At 31.6% G+C, this 21609-nt stretch carries 17 protein-coding genes and 1 pseudogene; 15 read left to right on the top strand and 3 right to left on the bottom strand.

From position 1 onward, the window contains the following. Positions 1 to 5: 5 nt before the first annotated feature. From P9515_RS04100 to P9515_RS09965, 4 genes and pseudogenes are all read left to right on the top strand, one after another. On the top strand, positions 6 to 1085 hold the full coding sequence (locus P9515_RS04100; RefSeq protein WP_144038779.1) for an adenylate cyclase: 1080 nt from the start codon (positions 6 to 8) through the stop codon (positions 1083 to 1085). Positions 1086 to 1114: 29 nt separating this feature from the next. Continuing rightward, a complete protein-coding gene (recG, locus tag P9515_RS04095) occupies positions 1115 to 3571 on the top strand; it encodes an ATP-dependent DNA helicase RecG (RefSeq protein ID WP_011820140.1) in 2457 nt (818 codons plus the stop codon). Positions 3572 to 3631: 60 nt separating this feature from the next. Further along, positions 3632 to 4057: a M15 family metallopeptidase domain-containing protein gene (locus P9515_RS09970; protein ID WP_225867107.1), complete on the top strand. Its 426-nt coding sequence runs from the start codon at positions 3632 to 3634 to the stop codon at positions 4055 to 4057. Next, positions 4033 to 4317, top strand: a pseudogene (locus P9515_RS09965) (M15 family metallopeptidase); the annotation flags it as partial. The gene P9515_RS09970 and the pseudogene P9515_RS09965, both read left to right, overlap by 25 nt. A gap of 3 nt (positions 4318 to 4320) precedes the next feature. On the opposite strand, the gene P9515_RS04085 reads toward P9515_RS09965, so the two are convergent. Continuing rightward, positions 4321 to 6111, bottom strand: coding sequence for an NADPH-dependent assimilatory sulfite reductase hemoprotein subunit (locus P9515_RS04085; protein WP_011820139.1), 1791 nt, complete (start codon positions 6109 to 6111; stop codon positions 4321 to 4323). 88 nt (positions 6112 to 6199) lie between these two features. Here P9515_RS04085 and glyS point away from each other — a divergent pair, with 88 nt between their 5' ends. Next, the gene (gene glyS / locus P9515_RS04080; protein WP_011820138.1) at positions 6200 to 8359 is read left to right on the top strand and encodes a glycine--tRNA ligase subunit beta; all 2160 of its coding nucleotides are present in this window, start codon (positions 6200 to 6202) and stop codon (positions 8357 to 8359) included. 17 nt (positions 8360 to 8376) lie between these two features. Here the strand turns inward: glyS and chlP are convergent, their stop codons facing one another. Further along, a complete protein-coding gene (gene chlP / locus P9515_RS04075) occupies positions 8377 to 9714 on the bottom strand; it encodes a geranylgeranyl reductase (RefSeq protein WP_011820137.1) in 1338 nt (445 codons plus the stop codon). A 110-nt stretch (positions 9715 to 9824) separates the two neighbouring features. Between chlP and P9515_RS04070 the strand changes: the two genes are divergently transcribed. From P9515_RS04070 to ccsB, 5 genes are all read left to right on the top strand, one after another. Then, a complete protein-coding gene (locus tag P9515_RS04070; RefSeq protein WP_011820136.1) occupies positions 9825 to 10556 on the top strand; it encodes a M15 family metallopeptidase in 732 nt (243 codons plus the stop codon). A 114-nt stretch (positions 10557 to 10670) separates the two neighbouring features. Then, entirely contained in the window at positions 10671 to 12473 is a 1803-nt protein-coding gene (gene typA / locus P9515_RS04065; RefSeq protein WP_011820135.1) for a translational GTPase TypA, read from the top strand. 6 nt (positions 12474 to 12479) lie between these two features. Continuing rightward, positions 12480 to 12866, top strand: a complete 387-nt coding sequence (locus tag P9515_RS04060) for a DUF309 domain-containing protein (protein WP_011820134.1) — start codon at positions 12480 to 12482, stop codon at positions 12864 to 12866. Then, positions 12856 to 13584, top strand: a complete 729-nt coding sequence (gene lptB / locus P9515_RS04055) for an LPS export ABC transporter ATP-binding protein (protein ID WP_011820133.1) — start codon at positions 12856 to 12858, stop codon at positions 13582 to 13584. Before P9515_RS04060 ends, lptB begins: the two co-directional genes overlap by 11 nt. Positions 13585 to 13695: 111 nt before the next feature. After that, complete coding sequence (gene ccsB / locus P9515_RS04050; protein WP_011820132.1) at positions 13696 to 14634, top strand: c-type cytochrome biogenesis protein CcsB; 939 nt, start codon at positions 13696 to 13698, stop codon at positions 14632 to 14634. Positions 14635 to 14650: 16 nt separating this feature from the next. Here the strand turns inward: ccsB and rpe are convergent, their stop codons facing one another. Next, entirely contained in the window at positions 14651 to 15406 is a 756-nt protein-coding gene (rpe, locus tag P9515_RS04045; protein ID WP_011820131.1) for a ribulose-phosphate 3-epimerase, read from the bottom strand. 186 nt (positions 15407 to 15592) lie between these two features. On the opposite strand from rpe, the gene glpX reads away from it, so the two are divergent. From glpX to pgl, 5 genes are all read left to right on the top strand, one after another. Continuing rightward, entirely contained in the window at positions 15593 to 16594 is a 1002-nt protein-coding gene (gene glpX, locus P9515_RS04040; RefSeq protein ID WP_011820130.1) for a class II fructose-bisphosphatase, read from the top strand. 17 nt (positions 16595 to 16611) lie between these two features. Further along, entirely contained in the window at positions 16612 to 17919 is a 1308-nt protein-coding gene (locus P9515_RS04035; RefSeq protein WP_011820129.1) for a glutamyl-tRNA reductase, read from the top strand. 133 nt (positions 17920 to 18052) lie between these two features. Beyond that, positions 18053 to 19348 (top strand): glucose-1-phosphate adenylyltransferase, encoded by a 1296-nt coding sequence (locus P9515_RS04030; RefSeq protein ID WP_011820128.1) that lies wholly within the window; start codon positions 18053 to 18055, stop codon positions 19346 to 19348. A gap of 98 nt (positions 19349 to 19446) precedes the next feature. Beyond that, complete coding sequence (gene gndA / locus P9515_RS04025) at positions 19447 to 20865, top strand: NADP-dependent phosphogluconate dehydrogenase (protein WP_011820127.1); 1419 nt, start codon at positions 19447 to 19449, stop codon at positions 20863 to 20865. After that, positions 20853 to 21587 carry a 6-phosphogluconolactonase gene (gene pgl, locus P9515_RS04020; RefSeq protein ID WP_011820126.1) on the top strand — a complete coding sequence of 245 codons (735 nt, stop codon included), beginning with the start codon at positions 20853 to 20855 and terminating at the stop codon, positions 21585 to 21587. The genes gndA and pgl overlap by 13 nt, the downstream gene beginning before the upstream one ends. Positions 21588 to 21609 lie beyond the last annotated feature (22 nt).

Raw genomic sequence — 21609 nt, 5'->3', positions numbered from 1 at the left:
TAAATTTGGATAATAGTATCAAAGGTAGATATTCAAAAGAGGTGAAGATTCAGCTCGATAGGGCTGAGGTTAAAAAAGATATATTATTAAAAAATATTTATAAAGAATATGAAATTTATTTTAGGATTGTAAGAAAATCTATTCTTTCGTCTACTGAGAAAGGGATATTTGGACTTTATTCTGATCTATCTCTTAGGAACAGCGATAAAGAATATAAAAACCTAGAATTAATCAACTTTTTAAACAATGATATTAGCTTTCTTATCCAATCAAAACTTCCATTATTAACAATTGAGCAGTTGAAGTTAATCGATAATAGTGAGACCCAAATACATTTAATAAATAAAAAAGCATTAAAAGAATTATTAAAATTAAAAAAATCTAAAACGGTTAATTTTGACTATGAAACGGAATTAATTACTAAAGAATCCATTGAATTTAATTGCAGTAATAAGTTAAATTCATATCAATATTATGAGTCTATAAATGATGATGAATTTTCATCTGTAAATTTGGATGAAAATGATTGTTTAAATTACTATTCGAAACAACCTAGTATTAAAGATCTTGAAGATGAGAAACATATCATTGATTCTGTTCTTGAATTAATAGAAGGAACAAAAGAAAAAAACATAATTAATCCTAAGAACTTTAATGATCAAGAAAATGATGTTTCTCTATATAGTGATAATTTAAACTTATTTGAAAAAGTTGATAAAGGTTTTAACCAATTTTTAGTAGACCTTTCATATAAGGTAAATTCAGAATTATTCAAAATAAAATTAATTCAAAAAAACATATCCGAAGATATTTTCAAATTCTTATCAAATAATCATAATTTAATAAAACATCCTCATCCTTTCGTAATTAGTTATGATCTAAACCCAAGTAACTTTACTGAATTTAATAATAAATCAGGCAATATAAGTTTGTTTAACATCTCAGATATTGAATTAGAATTTCATAATTTAGAGCTTTCAATCTGTAGAAATAATATTAACGAATTAAAGAATAAATTTAGATTATTAAATAAAAAACATCTATATTGGAAAAATAAGGAACTTTACCTTAAAAATTTAAAATAATAAAATCTTAAGTTTATCTCTCAGATAAAGTGACGAATAATAAACAATATATAAATTTAATTAAGAATTGGATTAGACCCCTTCAAAAATCACTCACACTAGAGTCAGAAAATAAATTTACTAATTTACATGGTAGAAAACAATTTTTTAATGATTATCTTTATGAATCATTAAGCAATTTAGAAAATCTTAAATTAACTGATGAATATATCAAATTATTTAGTGAATTTTCAATTAAATATTCTCAATATAATAATTTAGATAGTAATCAGAGAAAAAGACTTGTAATTGATACTAGAAAATGTCTATTAAAATTAAGTACATCTATTGATTTAATTTACTCTAGTAAAAATACTACTAGTAATTATTCAAGATTTGCAGATTCAAATCTATCTTTATACTCAGATATTTCCTTGATAAAAAGTATAGGTAAAGTAACTAAAAAGAAACTAAACGAATTAGGTATATTTAACATAAAAGACTTAATCAATTATTTTCCACGTACTTATTTAGATTATACAAATAGAGTAAAAATAGTTAATCTAAAACCAGATAATTTATACACTTGTATTGCAACTATTAAAAAGTTTTCTATTTATAAGAGTCAAAATAATAGTAATTTATCCATAATGAATATAGTAATTTTTGATGAGACATCATCTATTAAAGTTACAAAATTTTTTTTAGGAAAAAGATATAGATCTTATTCCTTTTATACTTCTCAGAAATCTTTATATATTCCTGGTACTAAAATAGCTATTTCTGGTAAGGTCAAACTATCTGAATATGGAAAAAATTTTATTGATCCGCAGATAGAGATTTTAAATAATAATGATGAATCTTTTAATTTCTCTGGTAAGATTATGCCTTTATACTCCTTATCAGAATCATTTTCAAATATAAGTTTTATCAAATTAATTAAAAAAGTAATTATTTATTCAAAAGATTATCCAGACTTACTTACTCAAAAACAAATTAGTTCATTATCTTTATTACCAAAAAGTGATTCTTTAATAAACATTCATTTACCTCCAAATCAGGATGCTTTGATTGAATCAAAAAAAAGATTGGTATTTGATGAACTATTTCTATTACAAATGAAGTTTTTATTGAGAAAGCGTAAGAATAATAAAAAATCAACTAATCGAACATTTGCTCAAAAAAGATTTTTACTCCAAGATTTTTTAAATAAAATTCCTTTTCAATTAACAAAATCTCAGGAAAAAGTCCTTGATGAAATTAAATTAGACATATCAGATTTAACCCCTATGTCCAGACTACTTCAGGGAGATGTTGGTAGTGGTAAAACTATTATTGCAATTGTTTCCCTTTTAATTATTCTTGAAAAAGATCAGCAAGGTGCATTAATGGTTCCTACAGAAGTACTTGCTAATCAGCACTATAAAAATTTATTAAAATATCTAAATCCACTTTCTGTTTCGGTCGAACTACTTACAGGTAACACCCCACAAAAAAAGAGAAAAGAAATACTAATAAATTTAAAAAATGGAATGGTAGATATTCTTGTAGGTACTCATGCATTATTTGAAGATAAAGTTATTTTTAATTCATTAGGTATGGTGGTCATTGATGAACAACATAGGTTTGGGGTGACTCAAAGAAATAGATTACTGAATAAAGGCGATAATACGAATTTGTTATCAATGACAGCCACACCAATACCAAGGACACTTGCCTTGTCACTATATGGAGATCTAGATATTAGTCAGATTACAGAACTGCCACCAGGAAGAGTTCCAATAATTACAAAAATAATTACAGAGGATGATTTAGATAAACTATTTTCACTTGTAGAGAATGAAATAGATAATGGAAAACAAGCTTATGTAATTTTGCCATTAATCGAAGATTCTGAAAAAATGAATTTAAGCTCTGCAAAAAACATTTTTCAGTATTTATCAGAGGAGATCTTTTTAAAAAATAAAGTTGGACTATTACACGGGAAATTAAATTCTGATGAGAAGAATATCGTAATTAATTCATTTTTAAAAAATGAAATTAGTATTTTGGTATCCACTACAGTTATTGAAGTCGGTATTGATGTACCTAATGCTTCAATCATGATAATTTATAACTCAGAGAGATTTGGATTATCTCAGTTGCATCAGTTAAGAGGAAGAGTTGGGAGAGGCACCCATAAATCATTTTGTTACTTAATAACCTCTGATAAAAATGGATTAGAAAACAAAAGACTAAAAGTTTTAGAAAAATCTAATGATGGTTTTTATATCGCGGAAAAAGATTTAGAGATAAGAGGTCCAGGGCAACTCTTGGGGTATAAGCAATCAGGATTACCAGATTTTGTATTGGATAACTTACCAAATAATAAGGTGTTAATTGAAAAAGCTCGAGAAGAGGCGCAGAACGTAATAAAGGATGATCCTGACTTAAGAAAAAATTTTATGTTGAAAGATTTGTTAATTGACAATTCTGATAATAAATTTGTACATGATTTCTTAAATTAATAATTTAATAATTGTAAATTTTAAAATATATGCAAATATGAGATCAATTAAAAAAAATATTTGAAAATTTGGAATAAAGTCCCAATTGAAGAGAATAAAGATAAATTGATAGCAATACCTAATTGTTTCAAATTTATTAGTCCTCATCCTTATTATGATATGGGTGCTCCTTATAGAGAGGATGAGGGGATTTGGAAATTAAGAGAAGAAGTTATTAAAAGATTAATTAAAGTAAATGAATATTTAAAATTAAGAAATAGTAATTTTCACCTTTTAATTTATGACAGTTGGCGTCCTATCGAAGTCCAAGAATTTATGTTTAATAGAGCTTTTATTTTGGAATGTAAACGGTTAGATATTGATGCTTCTGAAAAAGATATGGAAAGCTATCCTCTAATACAAAAAAAGTTGAGGAATTTTGGGCATACCCATCATTCGATGATAGATTTCCTCCTCCTCATTCAACTGGAGGCGCTTTGGATATAACTTTGGCCGATAAGTATGGAAATATAATTGATATGGGGAGTAATATTGATGAGATGAATGAGAAATCTAAACCGGATTTTTATAAAAATATTGAAAAAGAAGATGCAATTGTCTTCGATAATAGAAGAAAATTATTAAAAGAAATTATGAATAAATTTGAATTCGTACAACATCCAAATGAATGGTGGCATTTTAGCTATGGAGATCAATTATGGGCTTGGAAGAATAAAAAAGCTAATGCTTTATATGGGATAATTTAAATATTAATCAAATTCTATTAATAAATTATTAATAGAAGAATCAGTTTCATTATTTATAAAATCACCAAAATCTTTTTCTGGATTGCTTTTCTTCCAAAATTCAAGTAATGGTTTAATAGTTTTTTCTAAATCATCGAGATCCATTCTTTGCAAGTACGGTCTCGCTAACCTTTGAAGGTTTTTACTGCCGCCTAACCATAGTTGATATTTATTTTGCCCACTCCCTACAAGAGCCAGTTCTGCCATATAAGGTCTTGTACATCCGTTTGGGCATCCTGTCATGCGGAACAATATCGTCTTTTCTATATTCATATCATTTAATAAATTTTCAATTCTACTGAGAACTTCAGGCAAAATTCTTTCGGCTTCGGTCATGGCCAGACCACAAAGAGGGAGGGCTGGACATGCTAAAGCGTGTCTTTGAATTTCATTGATATCATGAAGATTGTCATATCCAATACTTTTTAAGGCTTTTTGAATTTCTCTTTTGTTTTTTTTGGGAATATTACAAAGTAAAATATCTTGATTAGGTGTAAGTCTTAAATCAAGATTATTTTCTTTAACAATATTTCTTATTAGTGATTTCTTCTTTCCATAAAGCCTTCCCGATAATAAAGGTAAACCAACAAAATAATAATCTTCATTTTGTTTATGCCAACCTAGATAATCAATTAATTTATTCTCTGGTTCTTTTCTTAAAGGCTTAATTTCTTTTCTAAAATATTTATCTAAAAGAATTTTTTTAAACCATTTAATACCTTTTCTATGCAAAAGGTATTTCATTCTAGAATTTTTCCTTGATTTTCTATCTCCATAATCTCTTTGAATGGCAACGATACTTTGAATTAGTTCATATATATCTTTCTTATCAACATAACCAAGTGGATCTGCAATTCTTGCAAAGGTCTCTTCATTATTATGAGTTCGACCCATACCTCCACCTATATAAAAATTACATCCTTCGAATTCCCCTTCTTTAGAAGTGAATGCAACTATTCCAATATCATTAGTAAGAAGATCAACAGAATTATCGCCAGGAACGGTGACAGCACATTTAAACTTCCTTGGGAGGTAGGTAGATCCATATAAAGGTTCCTTTTTGGACCCGCTAAAAACATTCTCTTTAAACTGTAATTTTCTATTCTCTTCAATCTCTTTATCTGGTTTTATAGTGTATTCCAAATCTCCGTCAGCCCAAAGCTCTAAAAAAGTTCCTTGTCCTGCTACAGGTGTTAAGAGATCGGCAACTTTTACGGCTAAAGTTCTTGCAGTTATGTATTCTGATGTTTCAAAAGGTGCGGCAGGAGCCATGACATTTCTATTTATGTCCCCACACGCAGCTAAAGTTGAGCCCATTGAATTTACAATAGATTTAATAACTTTCTTCAAATTATCTTTCCTGATTCCATGCATTTGAAAGGCTTGTCTAGTTGTTATTCTCAGTGTGCCGTTCCCGAGTTTGTCTGATAATTCATCTAAAGATAGAAATAGTTTTCCTGGGATTTCTCCCCCAGGACTTCTTAGCCTAAGCATCATCTGCCAATCTTTCCCTTTGCCAGGCTTTCTGTTTTCTCTATTATCTTGTTGATAACTTCCATGAAATTTCAATAGTTGAACAGCATCATTTGTAAAATGATCACTTTCATTCTTTAGTTCGCTTGCAAGTGGTTCCTTGAGAAATTCACTGCCCTTCTTGAAATTTTCAAACTTAGATACCTCTAGACCATTTGCTAAGCAAACCGTCTCTTGTTTTTCAATCTTTTTTTTCTTTTTTACTTTTTCGACCTTGATCAAGGGACCAAAACATATCTCTTTTTATACATTAGCGAAAAGCTTATTTAACCGGTAGTAAATTATAGTTGTAATAGCCCATAAATTATTTTTGTCTAAATATTTACTTGAGATAGGAACAGAAGAGTTACCGGCCAATTTTTCTCATTCTGTAATAAACCAAATTTACTCTAATATCAAATTTGAATTTGATAAGAAACTTATCAAATACAAGAATATTATTTGCACCTCCACACCAAGAAGAATAGTTCTATTTTTAGAAGGTTTAGTTGATTATGCCGATGATAAGAGAGTTACAAGAAAAGGGCCTAAAGCTTCTGCTGCATTTTTAAATGGAGTTCCAACCCAAGCTGCTCTTGGTTTTGCAAATAGTTTAGGGATTAATATAGAAGATCTCCAAATAAGAAAAACAGAAAAGGGTGAGTTTGTATTTGGAACGAAAATTGAAAAAGGAGAATCTACAAAGTCTGCTTTATCTTTAATAATTCCAAAATTAATAAAAAATTTGCAAGGTCCTCGATTTATGAAATGGGGGTACGGTAGCTTTAAATTTTCAAGACCTATCCGCTGGATTGTCTCACTTTATGATGATGAAATTCTTGATTTTGCTTTCGATGAATGTGATCCTAGGATCAAAATAGGTAACAAATCAAACGGTCACAGGTTAATAAATAAAGTTATTGAAATCCAATCTTCATATAATTATTTTGGATTAATGGCTGAAAGTGGAGTTTTTGTTAACAGAGAAGAAAGAAAAGAAAAAATTGATAATCTAATAAACCAGGAATCTCAATTGTTAAAATTAGACCCTAGTCTCTCTGAGAGTTTGCTCAACGAACTAACTGATTTAGTTGAATCACCTAATTTAATAACTTGTAATTTTGATAAGCAATTTCTTAATTTGCCTGTTGAAGTTCTTTCAACAGTAATGAAAAATCATCAAAGATACATTCCTCTTCTAAAAAAGAATAAAAAATTTTCCAAATTAGGTTTGAGTTCTGAAGAAATTATAAGTACAAAATTCTTTGTCCTATCTAATGGTCTTAAAGAATCTAACAATACTATTGCAAAGGGGAATGAAAAAGTACTTAGGGCAAGATTCTCTGATGCAAGGTTTTTTGTAGAAAGTGACAAAAAAGTTGCTTCTAATGTCCGTAATGAAAAACTAAAATCTGTTTCTTATTTGAAAGGTATGGGTAATGTTTTTCAGAGAGTAAAAAGAATTCAGGCCACCTCAGAGAAGATTTTAAATTATTTAAATGATCAATCTTTAGATAGTAATAAAATTATAGAAGCTGCAAAGTACTGTAAAAACGATTTGTGTAGTGAAATTGTTTATGAATTTCCCGAATTGCAAGGGATAATGGGAGGTAAATACTTACGAAATGAAGGTTTTAGCAAAGAAATTTGTATTGCTGTAGCTGAACATTATTTGCCACGTTTTTATAAAGATGATTTACCTTCTACAAAATACGGAGCTATTGTTTCTATCTCTGACAAAATAGAAACTTTAATAAGTATATTTATTTCGGGAAAAAGACCAAGTGGTTCCTCTGACCCTTATGCACTTAGAAGAAATTTAAATGGGGTTATTTTAATTATTTGGCAATTTGAACTTGATATAGCTATTGAAAATATATTTAGGGAACTTATTGAATATTGGGAAATTTCATTACCTAATTTAAAATTTGAGAAAGAAAAAGTTTTAACTGACTTAATTGAATTTTCTAATCAAAGAATTGCTAGCCATCTTGATGAACTATCAATCAGTAAAGATGTAATTAAAGCTACTTGTTTTACTGATTCATCAGTTGAAACAAGAATAGTGAATATTTTGGATTTAAAAAAAAGGATTAATACTATTAAACAGCTTAAAGAGAAAGCAAATTTTTCTGAGATTCAAAAAGTCATCTCTAGAGTTTGTAAATTAGCTGAAAGTGGTAATTTAAAAAGATCAATTTTTGCAAGCAAGGATTATGTTAATCCAAATTTATTTGAAAAAGAATGTGAAACCAAAGTATTTCAATTCATCAAAGAAATAGAAGTATTTATTTCATCAACTAATTGGGATTATTTTGAGCTTTTTAATTTATTTGAAAATAATACCAATAACCTTAATGAACTGTTTGATAATGATAAGGGGGTTTTGATTATGTCAGAAGATCCAGAAATCAAAAATAATCGATTAAATTTACTAGGTTTGATCAGAAATTACTCTTTAAAAATTGCTGATTTTACTAAACTAAATTAATAATTCAAAAACAATTGTTATTGACTTTTATTTTTTTTAATCCCACCTTTAATTGAGCTAACCGCCAACATCTTATCAACTTCCTTGTCATCTCTTACAGCACTTGGGACTGGCTTGTATGTGCTTGGCGCTAATGCCTTACCTCTTAAAACAGATCCTAGAGTTAAAAGAGTAAGTTTTAATTGTTGAAGTGGTTTCATTGCTACTACCGTCTTGTAGAGGTAACTATCAAATGTAAGTCTCTGTACATCCATGTCACCACACATCTCTACAAATGCTTCCCTAGCTCCATCACTTGTGTAAAAAATTCGTTGGAGGATATCTAAAACTGTATAAGTTGTTCCATATTTCTTATCCCACTTTTTTAAGTATATTTTTAAATCTTTTTCAGTAGGGATGATTTTTCCATTTTGACTTGATTCGACAATTTGCTCAGCACACATCCTTCCACTTTTTGCCGCAAAATATATCCCTTCTCCTGAACTTTTGGTTACGTAACCAGCAGCATCTCCAACTAAAGCCATTCTTCCTACAACTCTTCTTGGTCTTGGATGTTCGGGAATAGGATGAGCTTCAACTTTTATGACTTCACCATTAACTAGTCTTTTCTTTGCTCTTTCTCTTACACCAATTTGAAGGCTTTTTATTAAACCTCCATTCTGTTTCATTGTTCCGGTTCCAGCTGCAACGTGGTCGTATTTTGGAAATACCCAACCATAAAAATCTGGTGATACATCAGTTCCTACATACATTTCTGCTCTATCTTCGTAATATTTCATCTCTTCCTTGGGAAGTTTTATCCTTTCTTGGATTGCTACCGCATAGTTATAATCGCCAGCATCCATAGCCTTTGCAACTCTACTCGTTGCACCATCGGCACCAACAATTAAATCAACCTCTAGCTGTTTTCCTTTTACTTCGGATTGATCATTAAGAATTTCATTGTAATGAAGTGTGTATGGCCCTTGCTTGTTCGTACCGGTTTCTATTTTGGATACCAGGCCATTGACTAAGGTTGCTCCCAGATCTGCAGCGCGATTTCTCATGAATGAATCCATAACTTCGCGCCTTAACATCCCTATATACTCTTTTTTACTTCCTGGGTAAATATCATCCAAAATAATATCTACTTCTCTATTGGATGGGGAGATCATTTTCATATTTCTAACTTTTCTATCAATAATTGATTCTGGCAAATCAAATTCTTCTACCATACAAAGAGGAATAGCGCCTCCACAAGGTTTGGCATTATCTAACTTCCTCTCAAAAATCCATGTTTTTATCCCAGATTTTGCAAGTATTTCAGCAGCACATGAACCACTTGGACCTCCACCGATAACAGCAACTCTCAACATATCAAAAAAAAAAGTATCCTATTAAAAAGCTACATCAAATTCTTTATAAAAGTACATTTCGTAAATTAATAGTTAATATCGAAATATGTTTTTCTAATAAACTTTTAATCTTGGACCGTAAAGAAGAATTAAAAGAGTCATTTGATATCCCAGTCGCTGAGAGAAAATATACAAATGAAGTAAATCCAAAATATAAAATATATATATTTTTAGTAATTCCAGTCTTATTATTACTTTTTTCTATCGCTGGGTTGAGATTGAACAAAAATTTAAATCAAAGTCGATTAATAAATATCAATACTAAAAATACTAATAATTTTGATGATAGTATCTTAGGCCATCTCCCATATAAGGAAATTTCGAAAGAAAAATTGGTTGTCATTGAACCAAATATTGAAGTTCATATCGACATGAGTGAATCACTTCTTAAAATGAAAAATGATGCTATGAAAGATGGTATATATTTGGTCTTTCTTAGTGGATATAGATCAATAAATCTACAGAAAGATATTTTTTATTCTTTAAAATCCATGAGAAATCAGATTGCTGCAGAAAGGGCTAGGGTTTCAGCACCACCAGGATATTCTGAGCATAGTACAGGATTCGCTATTGATATTGGAGATGCCGATAAAAGAGAAACAGACTTTGAAGTTGAATTTGAAAATACGAATGCTTTCAGATGGCTTAAAAACAACGCAGCTAAGTATCACTTCAAATTATCATTCAATAAAAATAATAAAAATGTTGATTATGAGCCTTGGCACTGGCGATATGAAGGGTCGATCGAAGCACTTAAAGTTTTTGAAGCATCAAATAGGAATTTAAAAAAACAACTTAATTAAAAACTAATAACAATTTTTATATATGATTTTCAAAGTCTTACAGATAAATTCTTCAGAATAAGCATTCTTTGAGTTAGCCTTAATATAATCAACTTTTGGTTTGTAAGTTTTTAGATGTCAACTTCAATTAAAGATATAAGAAATGTCGCAATTATAGCTCATGTAGATCATGGGAAAACAACCCTTGTCGATGCATTATTATCTCAATCAGGAATTTTTAGAGATAACGAAGTAGTTCCTACTTGCGTAATGGACTCGAATGATTTGGAGAGAGAAAGAGGTATTACAATCCTTTCAAAAAATACAGCTGTTAATTATAAAAACACCCGAATTAATATTATTGACACCCCGGGACATGCTGACTTTGGAGGTGAAGTTGAAAGGGTTTTGGGAATGGTTGATGGTTGTTTATTAATCGTTGATGCTAATGAAGGGCCTATGCCCCAAACAAGGTTTGTATTAAAAAAAGCTTTAGAAAAAGGTCTAAGACCTATAGTCTTCGTAAATAAAATTGATAGACCTAGAGTAGTTCCAGAAATAGCAGTTGATAAAGTTCTTGATTTATTCCTTGAATTAGGTGCAGATGATGATCAATGCGATTTTCCTTATTTATTCGGTAGTGGATTATCAGGTTTTGCAAAAGAAGAAATGGAGTCAAATAATGATAATATGATGCCCCTTTTTGAAGCTATTCTTAGGCATGTTCCTCCACCTGTAGGTGATTTAAATAAGCCATTGCAGCTTCAAATTACAACTTTGGATTACTCTGATTTCTTAGGAAGAATTGTAATTGGAAAGATTCATAATGGAACTATAAAAAATGGTCAACAAGCAAGCCTTATAAAAGAAAGTGGAAAAACTATCAAAGGAAAAGTAAGCAAACTTTTAGGATTTGAGGGATTGCAAAGAATTGATATTAATGAAGCTTTTGCCGGAGATATTGTTGCAGTTTCTGGTTTCGATGATGTAAATATTGGAGAGACCATAGCTTGTCCTGATTCTCCTCATCCACTTCCTTTGATTAAAGTTGATGAGCCTACACTAAATATGACATTTGTCGTAAATGATTCTCCATTTGCTGGCAAAGAAGGGAAATTTGTTACAAGCAGACAATTAAAAAATAGATTAGAAAGAGAATTATTAACTAATGTAGCCCTAAGAGTTGAAGAAACAGATTCACCAGATAGATTTTCTGTCTCTGGGAGAGGCGAACTGCATTTAGGGATTTTGATAGAAACAATGAGAAGAGAGGGCTTTGAATTCCAAATATCGCAACCGCAAGTTATTTTTAGAGAGATTGATAATGTTCAATGCGAACCTATAGAAACATTAGTTTTAGATGTTCCAGAAGCCGCAGTTGGTTCTTGCATTGAAAAACTTGGTTCAAGAAAGGCTGAGATGAAAAACATGCAGACAAGTTCAGATGGAAGAACACAACTAGAATTTCTTGTGCCATCAAGAGGTCTTATAGGCTTTCGTGGGGAATTTGTGAGAATAACTAGAGGGGAAGGAATTATGAGCCACTCATTCTATGAATATAAACCTAAAGCTGGAGATTTTGAGACAAGAAGAAATGGTGTACTTATTTCCTTTGAAGAGGGTGTTGCTACATTCTATGCTTTAAAAAATGCAGAAGATAGAGGTGTTTATTTTATTAAACCGGGAGCAAAGGTTTATAAAGGTATGATTATTGGCGAGAATAATAGATCACAAGATTTAGAGTTAAATATTTGCAAAACAAAGCAACTGACAAACATGAGATCTGCAGGAGCAGAAGAATTGGATACTTTACAATCTCCTGTAGATATTACACTTGAGAGAGCGCTTGAATATATAGGTCCCGATGAAATGTTAGAAGTAACGCCTGATTCAATAAGAATGAGAAAATTAAATAAGAAAAAGGCCTTAAAAAAATAGTTTCTTATGGGAGATGAAGAAATAAAAAAAAGTTTTGAGGAGAACTTTCTTAATGCTTTAAATCTCTTTAATGATCAAAAATGGTATGAGGCTCATGATGCTTTTGAAGATATATGGAATACTCTTGATGGTGATGAAAGACAAATTGTACAAGGAATAATCCAAGTTTCCGTTTCTCAATTTCACTTAAGTAAAGGAAATTTGAATGGTGCAACTATATTAATGGGGGAAGGTTTGGGTAGGATAAAAAATAGAACTTACATTAATTTAGGAATAGACCTTGAATCTTTTTGCAAATGTCTAGAGGATTTACTAAGAAAGCTTCAATATAAAGAAGACTTAAATGAAAATGATAAACCTTACTTAGTGAGACGAGTGAAAAATGAATTTTGAAATAAAAAACGTATTTCTGACCATTGGAGGCAAATCAATAGTTAATGATGTGTCAATAACTGTATCCCCTGGTGAGATTGTAGGTTTAATGGGTCCTAATGGTGCCGGCAAAACCTCTACTTTTAATCTTGCAGTTGGTAATTTAAAACCTGATAAAGGAGATATTTCAATGAATGATAAGTCCATTAAAAATTTACCTTTGCCCAGTAGAGCAAGACTTGGTTTAGGGTATCTTACCCAAGAGGCAAGTATCTTTAGAGATCTTACAGTTAAAGAAAATATAGACTTGGCCTTACAACATTCTTTTTCCAGTAGCGCAATAGTTAGAAATAAGAGAGAAAAAATAATTAATGAATTTAATCTAAATAAAGTTGTTGATAATTATGGTTATCAACTATCTGGAGGGGAAAGAAGAAGGTGTGAGATAGCAAGAGCTCTATCAGTTGGAAGAAAAGGACCTAAATATTTACTTTTAGACGAACCTTTCGCAGGGATCGACCCCTTGGCTGTAAATGATTTAAAGAAACTTATTATTAAACTAAGTAAAAATGGAATGGGAATTCTTATCACTGACCATAATGTTAGAGAAACTCTTTTAATCACAAACAAATCATATGTTTTGAGTGAAGGGAAGATCCTAGCCCATGGATCATCTAATGAACTTGCAAATAATCAAATAGTGAAAAAGTTTTATCTTGGAGATAATTTTCAGCTTTGAGCTATTAATTTACAAATTAATTTAAATTAAAATATTCTAAATAAACAAAAAATAAATATTTTTTAAATTACTTTATAGTTAAGTTAACTAATACAGTTTTTTATTCTACTGATGATATTTGATGGTTTTATCAAAAATTTGATTTACGACCCAGTATCTACCTTAGGCATTTTAATATTTTATTTTTTATTAATTAATCTGCCAATTTCTTTATTAGCTTTATTTAATAAAAAATCCTCATCTTTTGTGAGATTTTTTACAATTTTAATTAATCTTTTCATAGCTTTACAGCTTATCTTCAGATGGATTTTATCTGGACATTTCCCAATAAGTAATTTATATGAATCTCTTTATTTTTTAGTTTGGGGCATATCTCTAGGTCAATTATTAGTAGAGAAAGAATACCCAAATCCCATAATACCAGTAATAGCAATACCTATTGAGCTTTTAACTATAGCTTTTGCATGCTTTGTTTTGCCTGATGATTTAAAACTATCTTCTAATCTTGTTCCAGCATTGAGATCAAGCTGGTTAATTATGCATGTAAGCGTAGTAATGCTAAGTTATGCCGCGCTCATAATTGGCTCTTTACTTTCAGCTTCCGTACTTTTTATTAATAACAGACAACCTCTTCAACTTAGAAGCAGTTCTACAGGTATAGGAGGTTTTAGGATGTCTAATGAGTACTCTGGCAATAATTTCAATGAGCCTATAAATTTCACTCATACGGAGGAATTAGATACTCTTAGTTATAGATCAATATTAGTCGGATTCGTTCTTCTTACTCTTGGTTTAATAACCGGAGCCATTTGGGCTAATGAAGCTTGGGGCACTTGGTGGAGTTGGGATCCTAAAGAGACATGGGCCTTCATATCTTGGTTATTCTATGCTGCCTATTTACACATGAGAATTAGTAGAGGCTGGCAAGGTAGAAGACCTGCCTTATTCGCAACTTCAGGCTTTTTTGTTGTACTAATATGTTATCTCGGAGTTAATTTTTTAGGTATAGGTTTGCATAGTTATGGCTGGATATTTGGAATATTAAATTAATTTCAAATGTTCATTCTTAGGGCTCTGAAATTATCTTTCCATTTTGAGCATCTTGGGCAACTGACCTTAATTCATCGCAACCCTCTTTCAATGTGGGATAAGCAAACATTCCACTCCCTGCGATAAAACAATTAGCCCCAGCCGCTGCACATTGCGAAATGGTCCAATTTGCTTTTATTCCACCATCAACTTCGATGTCTATATTCAAATTCTTTTCAATTACAAATTCTCTAATTTTTCTTATTTTACTTAGCATAGTTGGTATGTATGCTTGACCTCCAAATCCTGGGTTAACTGTCATTACTAAGACGTGATCCACCATATCCATTATATTTTCAATCATTTCAAATGGTGTATGAGGATTTAATGCAACCGATGGCGATCCACCAAGATCTCTTATCCTTCCAAGAATCCTGTGAAGGTGAACGTTTGATTCAGCATGAGCGATTACAACTCCTGGCTCTCCATTTGGTCCTTTTGTTGAATTAACGTATGACTCGAGCATTGTCTCACAGTTATATTGGCTTACCATCAATTGAGTCTCAAAAGGAACCTTGCAATATTTCCTACATGCAGCAATCATTTCAGGACCAAATGTAAGATTTGGAACAAAATTACCATCCATTACATCAAATTGAATACGATCAACCCCTGCTTCCTCAAGATCTTTTACACATCCCCCCATATTTGCCCAATCTGCAGGTAAGACAGAAGGAATTATTTGAATTGGTCGATTAACACTATATGAGTTTTTAGAATTAGATTCGGTCATTTAATTTTTAAAATATTTAATAAAGATACTATATTTGGTTGCTTATTCCTAATTTAAAGTCATGGCCTGATAAAGTAACAGCTGCAAAGAGTTAAAAAAAGCTAATTAGCAAAATAATTCTTATAAAAAAGTCATTTTTTATGAGAACATATTTAAATCTCTTAAGAAATCTTTTTAAATTTAATTGTGAATCAAACTTTAATTCAAGAAATTCTCGAAGTAGTCGAGCAAGCCGCAATCGCATCAGCGAAACTTACAGGTCTCGGCCAGAAAGATGAAGCCGATGCTGCTGCTGTTGAAGCAATGAGATTGCGAATGGGCAAAATTGAGATGAAGGGGAAAATTGTTATAGGTGAAGGAGAACGTGACGAAGCACCAATGTTATACATAGGTGAAGAGGTAGGCAGTGGCAATGGGCCTGGTGTTGACTTTGCTGTAGACCCTTGTGAGGGTACTAATCTTTGTGCTAACAACCAAAGAGGATCTATGGCAGTATTAGCGGCCTCTGACACTGGTGGGCTTTTTAATGCACCTGATTTTTACATGAATAAACTGGCAGCACCTCCAGCAGCCAAAGGAAAAGTAGATATTAGGAATTCAGCAACTGAAAACTTAAAAATTTTAAGTAATTGCTTGGATTTAGCAATTGATGAACTTACAGTAGTTGTTATGGATAGAGCTCGACATAAAGGGTTGATAAAGGAAATTCGAGAATGCGGTGCAAAAATTCAACCAATTTCTGATGGAGATGTTCAAGCTGCAATTGCATGTGGATTTGCAGGCACAGGTACCCATTGTCTAATGGGAATTGGAGCAGCTCCTGAAGGCGTAATATCAGCCGCTGCCATGAGAGCTTTAGGGGGGCATTTTCAAGGACAATTAGTATATGATCCCTCGATTGCACAAACTTCTGAGTGGGCAGACTATACAAAAGAAGGAAATATAAAACGTTTAAATGAAATGGGAATTACTGATATTGACAAAATCTATGAGGCCAATGAACTGGCATCAGGAGAAAATGTTATTTTTGCGGGTAGTGGAATTACTGATGGCTTGTTATTCGACGGAGTCAAATTTGAAAAGGACTGTACTAGAACTAGTAGCTTAGTAATAAGTACTTTAGATAGTACATGTCGATTTACAAATACTATTCATATGAAAGATGGCGCTAAAAGCATCAATCTTTAATCTTTTTATTTAATTTTATGCAAATTGTTGTCGTCGGACTAAGTCATCGCACGGCACCTGTTGAAGTGCGAGAAAAGTTAAGTATTCCGGATCAAGCTATTTCTGAATCACTAAAAAGTCTTAGGGCCTATTCTGACATTTTAGAAGTTTCCATTTTAAGTACTTGCAACAGGTTAGAGATATACGGTCTTGTAAAAGATAAAAATATAGGTATTTCATCAATTAAGGAATTTTTATCAGATTATTCTCAAGTTAATTGTGAAGTTCTAACTCCTCATTTATTTGACTTTAGGCAAGAAGAGGCTGTTTTGCATTTAATGAAAGTATCAGCTGGATTAGATAGCCTTGTTCTGGGAGAAGGGCAAATTCTCTCACAAGTAAAAAAAATGATGAGATTAGGTCAGGAGAATCAATCTACTGGCCCAATTCTTAATAGATTATTAAGTCAATCAGTTAGCGCAGGAAAAAAAGTAAGAGCTGAAACGAACTTAGGAACTGGTGCTGTATCGATAAGTTCAGCGGCTGTGGAACTAGCCCAATTAAAAATTGGTCAAGATAACGGCATTGATGGGCTTGTTAGTTTGAAAGGAGAAAAAGTTCTTGTCGTTGGAGCTGGAAGGATGAGTAGACTGTTAATTACGCATTTGAAATCTAAAGGATGTAATAAGCTCACCCTTTTAAATAGAAATATTGATAGAGCTATCAATCTTTCAGGTGATTTCCCAGATATTGAAATTATTTGTAAGGGTTTAGATGAATTGGATAAAAGCATAACATTATCTTCACTAGTCTTCACAAGTACCGCTTCTGAAAAACCATTTATTGATTTAGAAAGAATTAAAAATATAAGTTTAAATAATAAACTTAAATTTATTGATATAGGTGTACCAAGAAATATTTCTAATGATGTAAAACAACACGATTTAATAGAAGCATTTGATGTCGATGACTTAGAAGAAGTTGTTTCTAGAAATCAAGAATTCAGGCAAAAAATAGCAAAAGAGGCTGAGTCTTTAGTGAAAGAGGAAAGAATCATTTTTTTGGAGTGGTGGGCAAGTTTAGAAGCAGTTCCAGTAATAAATAAATTAAGGTCTGATTTGGAACTTATAAGAAAAGAAGAGTTACAAAAAGCACTAAGTAGAATGGGGCCGGATTTTTCTGCTCGAGAAAGAAAAGTTGTGGAGGCTTTAACTAAAGGAATAATTAATAAAATTCTTCACACACCAGTTACAAAATTGAGAAGTCCTCAGTCGAGAGAAGAAAGACAAGCATCATTAAAAATCGTAGAAAAATTGTTTTCTTTAATGGATGATGAGCAAAAATAATTAAAAATTTCTGACTTTATATTAAGTTTTTCATTAGATTTATCTAAATACCTTTGTAAAGTGGCATTTTTCATTTTTATATTTGCACATAATCAGTTAATTTTAATAGTTGAGTATACCTCCAATAAATTGAATGAAGCGAGTATTGGCAATCATCCTCGGAGGAGGAAAAGGTTCTAGGCTTTATCCCTTAACAAAAATGAGGGCTAAACCTGCAGTCCCTTTAGCGGGGAAATACCGGTTGATTGATATTCCAATTAGTAATTGTATTAATTCTGGTATTAATAAAATGTATGTATTGACTCAGTTCAATAGTGCATCTCTTAACAGACATATTGGAAGAACTTACAATTTAAGTGCACCTTTTGGTCAAGGATTTGTGGAGGTTCTTGCTGCTCAGCAGACTCCTGACAGCCCTAAATGGTTTGAAGGGACTGCTGATGCAGTAAGAAAATATCAATGGTTATTTCAGGAATGGGATGTTGATGAATATTTAATATTGTCAGGAGATCAGCTTTACAGGATGGACTATAGTTTATTTGTTCAGCATCATAGAGATAATGGTGCCGATTTAACAGTGGCAGCCTTACCAGTTGATGAAGCTCAGGCTGAAGGCTTTGGTCTGATGAGAACAGACGATTTGGGTAATATTAAAGAATTTAGCGAAAAGCCAACTGGTGAAAAATTAAAGTCAATGGCTGTTGATACTTCTAAGTTTGGATTAACGAAGGAATCAGCATTAGAGAAACCCTATCTTGCCTCGATGGGTATATATGTTTTTAGTAGAAAGACTCTTTTTGATCTTTTAAATAAATTTCCTAATTATACTGATTTTGGTAAAGATATTATCCCTGAAGCTTTAGGAAGAGGAGATAATTTAAAAAGTTATGTCTTTGATGATTACTGGGAAGATATCGGTACTATTGGAGCATTTTTCGAATCGAATTTAGCATTAACACGTCAACCTAAACCTCCATTTAGTTTTTATGATGAAAAATTTCCAATTTATACAAGGCCAAGATATCTTCCTCCATCAAAACTTGTAGATGCTCAAATTACTGATTCAATAGTTTGTGAGGGAACTATTTTAAAATCATGTAGTATCTTGCATTGTGTTTTAGGCGTTAGAAGTAGAATTGAAAGCGATTCTGTCATTGAAGATGCCTTAGTAATGGGGGCTGATTTCTTTGAATCGCAAGAAGAAAGGGTTGAATTAAGAAAAGGTGGTGGTACACCTCTTGGTGTAGGTGTAGGCTCAACTATAAAAAGAGCAATCCTTGATAAGAATGCAAGAATAGGAGACAATGTAGTCATAGTGAACAAGGATAGAGTAGAAGAAGCAGACAAACCTGAGTTGGGATTTTATATACGAAATGGAATTGTTGTTGTAGTTAAAAATGCAACTATTGCCAATGGAACAATTATTTAATTTTATATTTCGATCATTTTTCGCTGACAAAAGGAATCTTTTTTAAGCAATTTCTCTTAGTTACATGCAATATATAAATATTGCGTTTTTTATTTTTTATGTCCAAGGCACATTTTGGTTTAATCGGTCTTGGAGTCATGGGGGAGAATTTAGTTCTAAATGCAGAAAGGAATGGATTTTCTAGTGTGGTTTTTAATAGAACTTATTCAAAAACCGAAGAGTTTCTAAAGGGAAGAGGTTTAGGAAAAAATATAGAAGGAGCTAAAACACTTCAAGAATTTGTTAATAAGCTCGAGAGACCAAGAAGAATTTTAATGATGGTAAAAGCTGGTTCTCCCACAGATGCTGTGATTGACAATATTTCTGAATATCTTGAAGAAGGAGATTTATTAATAGATGGAGGCAATTCTCAATTTAAAGATACGGAAAGAAGAGTTAAGACTCTTGAAAGTAAAAGTTTTGGATATATTGGGATGGGTGTCTCCGGAGGGGCTAAAGGTGCTCTAGAAGGTCCCAGTATGATGCCAGGAGGTACTAAGGCTTCTTACGACGCAATAGAAAGCTTATTGACTAAAATGGCTGCGAAAGTAGAAGACGGTCCTTGTGTTGCTTATGTTGGCCCTGGTGGTTCAGGCCATTTCGTCAAAACTGTTCATAACGGTATTGAATATGGTATTGAGCAAATACTTGCAGAAGCCTATGACCTTATGAAGAGAGTTAAAAATATGAATGGTTCACAAATGTCAGAAGTCTTTGGTATTTGGAATAATACAGATGAGTTAGCCTCGTATCTTGTCGAAATAACAGAGATCTGTTTAAACACTAAAGATGAAATAACTGGTGAAGATGTTGTTGAGAAAATATTGGATAAAGCTGGCCAAAAAGGTACTGGCTTATGGACGGTGGTTAGTGCGTTAGAACTTGGTGTGTCAGTTCCAACTATTTATGCCTCTTTAAATGCAAGGGTTATGAGTTCACTGAAAGACCAACGTAGTGAAATTGAGAAAACACTCCCAATAAAAGCTTTTAATGATTTTGATTTAGGAGATATTTCTAATGGAATGAAACCTTTGTTTGATGCCGTGGTTCTTGCTACTATCGCTAGTTACGCTCAAGGCATGGACATATTAAGTGAAGCATCATCCGTATATAAATATGATTTGAATATGCCGTCAATTGCTCAAATATGGAAAGGTGGGTGCATTATAAGATCAAAATTATTAAGAAAAATTCAGGATGCATACCAAAAGGAGCCTAACTTAAAAAATTTAATATTTGATGATTGGTTCAATATGGAAATTTCTTCGAGGATAGATAATTTAGCTAATGTTGTTTCTTCCTCAACAAAAGCTGGCATCCCTGTGCCCTGTTTATCAAGTACCCTTGATTATTTAAATAGTTACAGAACAAACAGACTTCCACAAAACCTGGTGCAGGCTATGAGAGATTGTTTTGGCTCTCATACTTACGAGAGAATTGATAAAGAGGGGAGTTTTCATACTGAATGGATGAAATGATTAAGAAATCTGTTGATGGATACGATTTAAACATATATAAAGATAAATTAGAACTTTCATCTAAAGTTTCTAAATTTATAGAAAATCAAATTATCCAAACAATAAAGACTAAGGAAAGATTTCAATTTTGTGTAAGTGGGGGTTCAACTCCGAAGTCCATTTATCAACTTCTATCAAAAAGGGATATTGAATGGGATAAAGTTGATATTTTTTTAGGTGATGAGAGGTGTGTTGATCCAAATTCCGAGTTAAGTAACTCTTTTATGTTAAAAAATTCATTGTTAGCAAATTTTGGTTCTAAGGCTTTTTTCTATGAGATCTTTAGCGAAAAAAAAGTTGATGACAATATCTCTAAAAAATTGTTAATCTCTAAACTATATGAAAAGTGTAATGGTAATCCTCAATTTTTTGATTTAACTTTATTAGGTCTTGGAGATGATGGCCATACTGCTTCCTTATTTCCTTATCAAAATAATAATACTGATGATTTAGTTATTTTTAATGATGGGAAAGGTCTTAAAAGAATTTCTCTAACTCCTAAATTACTATCAGCTTCTTCAACAATAATTTTTTTGGTTAGTGGAGCTTCTAAACAATTAGCCCTTAAGAGGTTACTGGATAAAAACGAATCTCAAGAAAGGACTCCTTCTAAATTAATTAAATCAAGTAACCAGATATCAATATTTTGTGATGAAGAATCTTCAAAAGAATTATTAACTTAGTTAAAGTCTTTATAGAAACTTT

It is taken from the genome of Prochlorococcus marinus str. MIT 9515, from assembly GCF_000015665.1.
Lineage (GTDB): Bacteria > Cyanobacteriota > Cyanobacteriia > PCC-6307 > Cyanobiaceae > Prochlorococcus_A > Prochlorococcus_A marinus_P.
The sequence above is the reverse complement of the archived record's forward strand: the minus strand, read 5'-3'. Positions and strand labels throughout refer to the sequence as shown.

Coding starts and splice junctions, on each gene's coding strand:
- chlP (WP_011820137.1), bottom strand. CDS start 9,714: ATGTTGAGAGTTGCTGTTATCGGTGGAGGTCCAAGTGGTTCATGTGCT.
- typA (WP_011820135.1), top strand. CDS start 10,671: ATGTCAACTTCAATTAAAGATATAAGAAATGTCGCAATTATAGCTCAT.
- P9515_RS04060 (WP_011820134.1), top strand. CDS start 12,480: ATGGGAGATGAAGAAATAAAAAAAAGTTTTGAGGAGAACTTTCTTAAT.
- lptB (WP_011820133.1), top strand. CDS start 12,856: ATGAATTTTGAAATAAAAAACGTATTTCTGACCATTGGAGGCAAATCA.
- ccsB (WP_011820132.1), top strand. CDS start 13,696: ATGATATTTGATGGTTTTATCAAAAATTTGATTTACGACCCAGTATCT.
- rpe (WP_011820131.1), bottom strand. CDS start 15,406: ATGACCGAATCTAATTCTAAAAACTCATATAGTGTTAATCGACCAATT.
- P9515_RS04035 (WP_011820129.1), top strand. CDS start 16,612: ATGCAAATTGTTGTCGTCGGACTAAGTCATCGCACGGCACCTGTTGAA.
- P9515_RS04030 (WP_011820128.1), top strand. CDS start 18,053: ATGAAGCGAGTATTGGCAATCATCCTCGGAGGAGGAAAAGGTTCTAGG.
- gndA (WP_011820127.1), top strand. CDS start 19,447: ATGTCCAAGGCACATTTTGGTTTAATCGGTCTTGGAGTCATGGGGGAG.
- pgl (WP_011820126.1), top strand. CDS start 20,853: ATGGATGAAATGATTAAGAAATCTGTTGATGGATACGATTTAAACATA.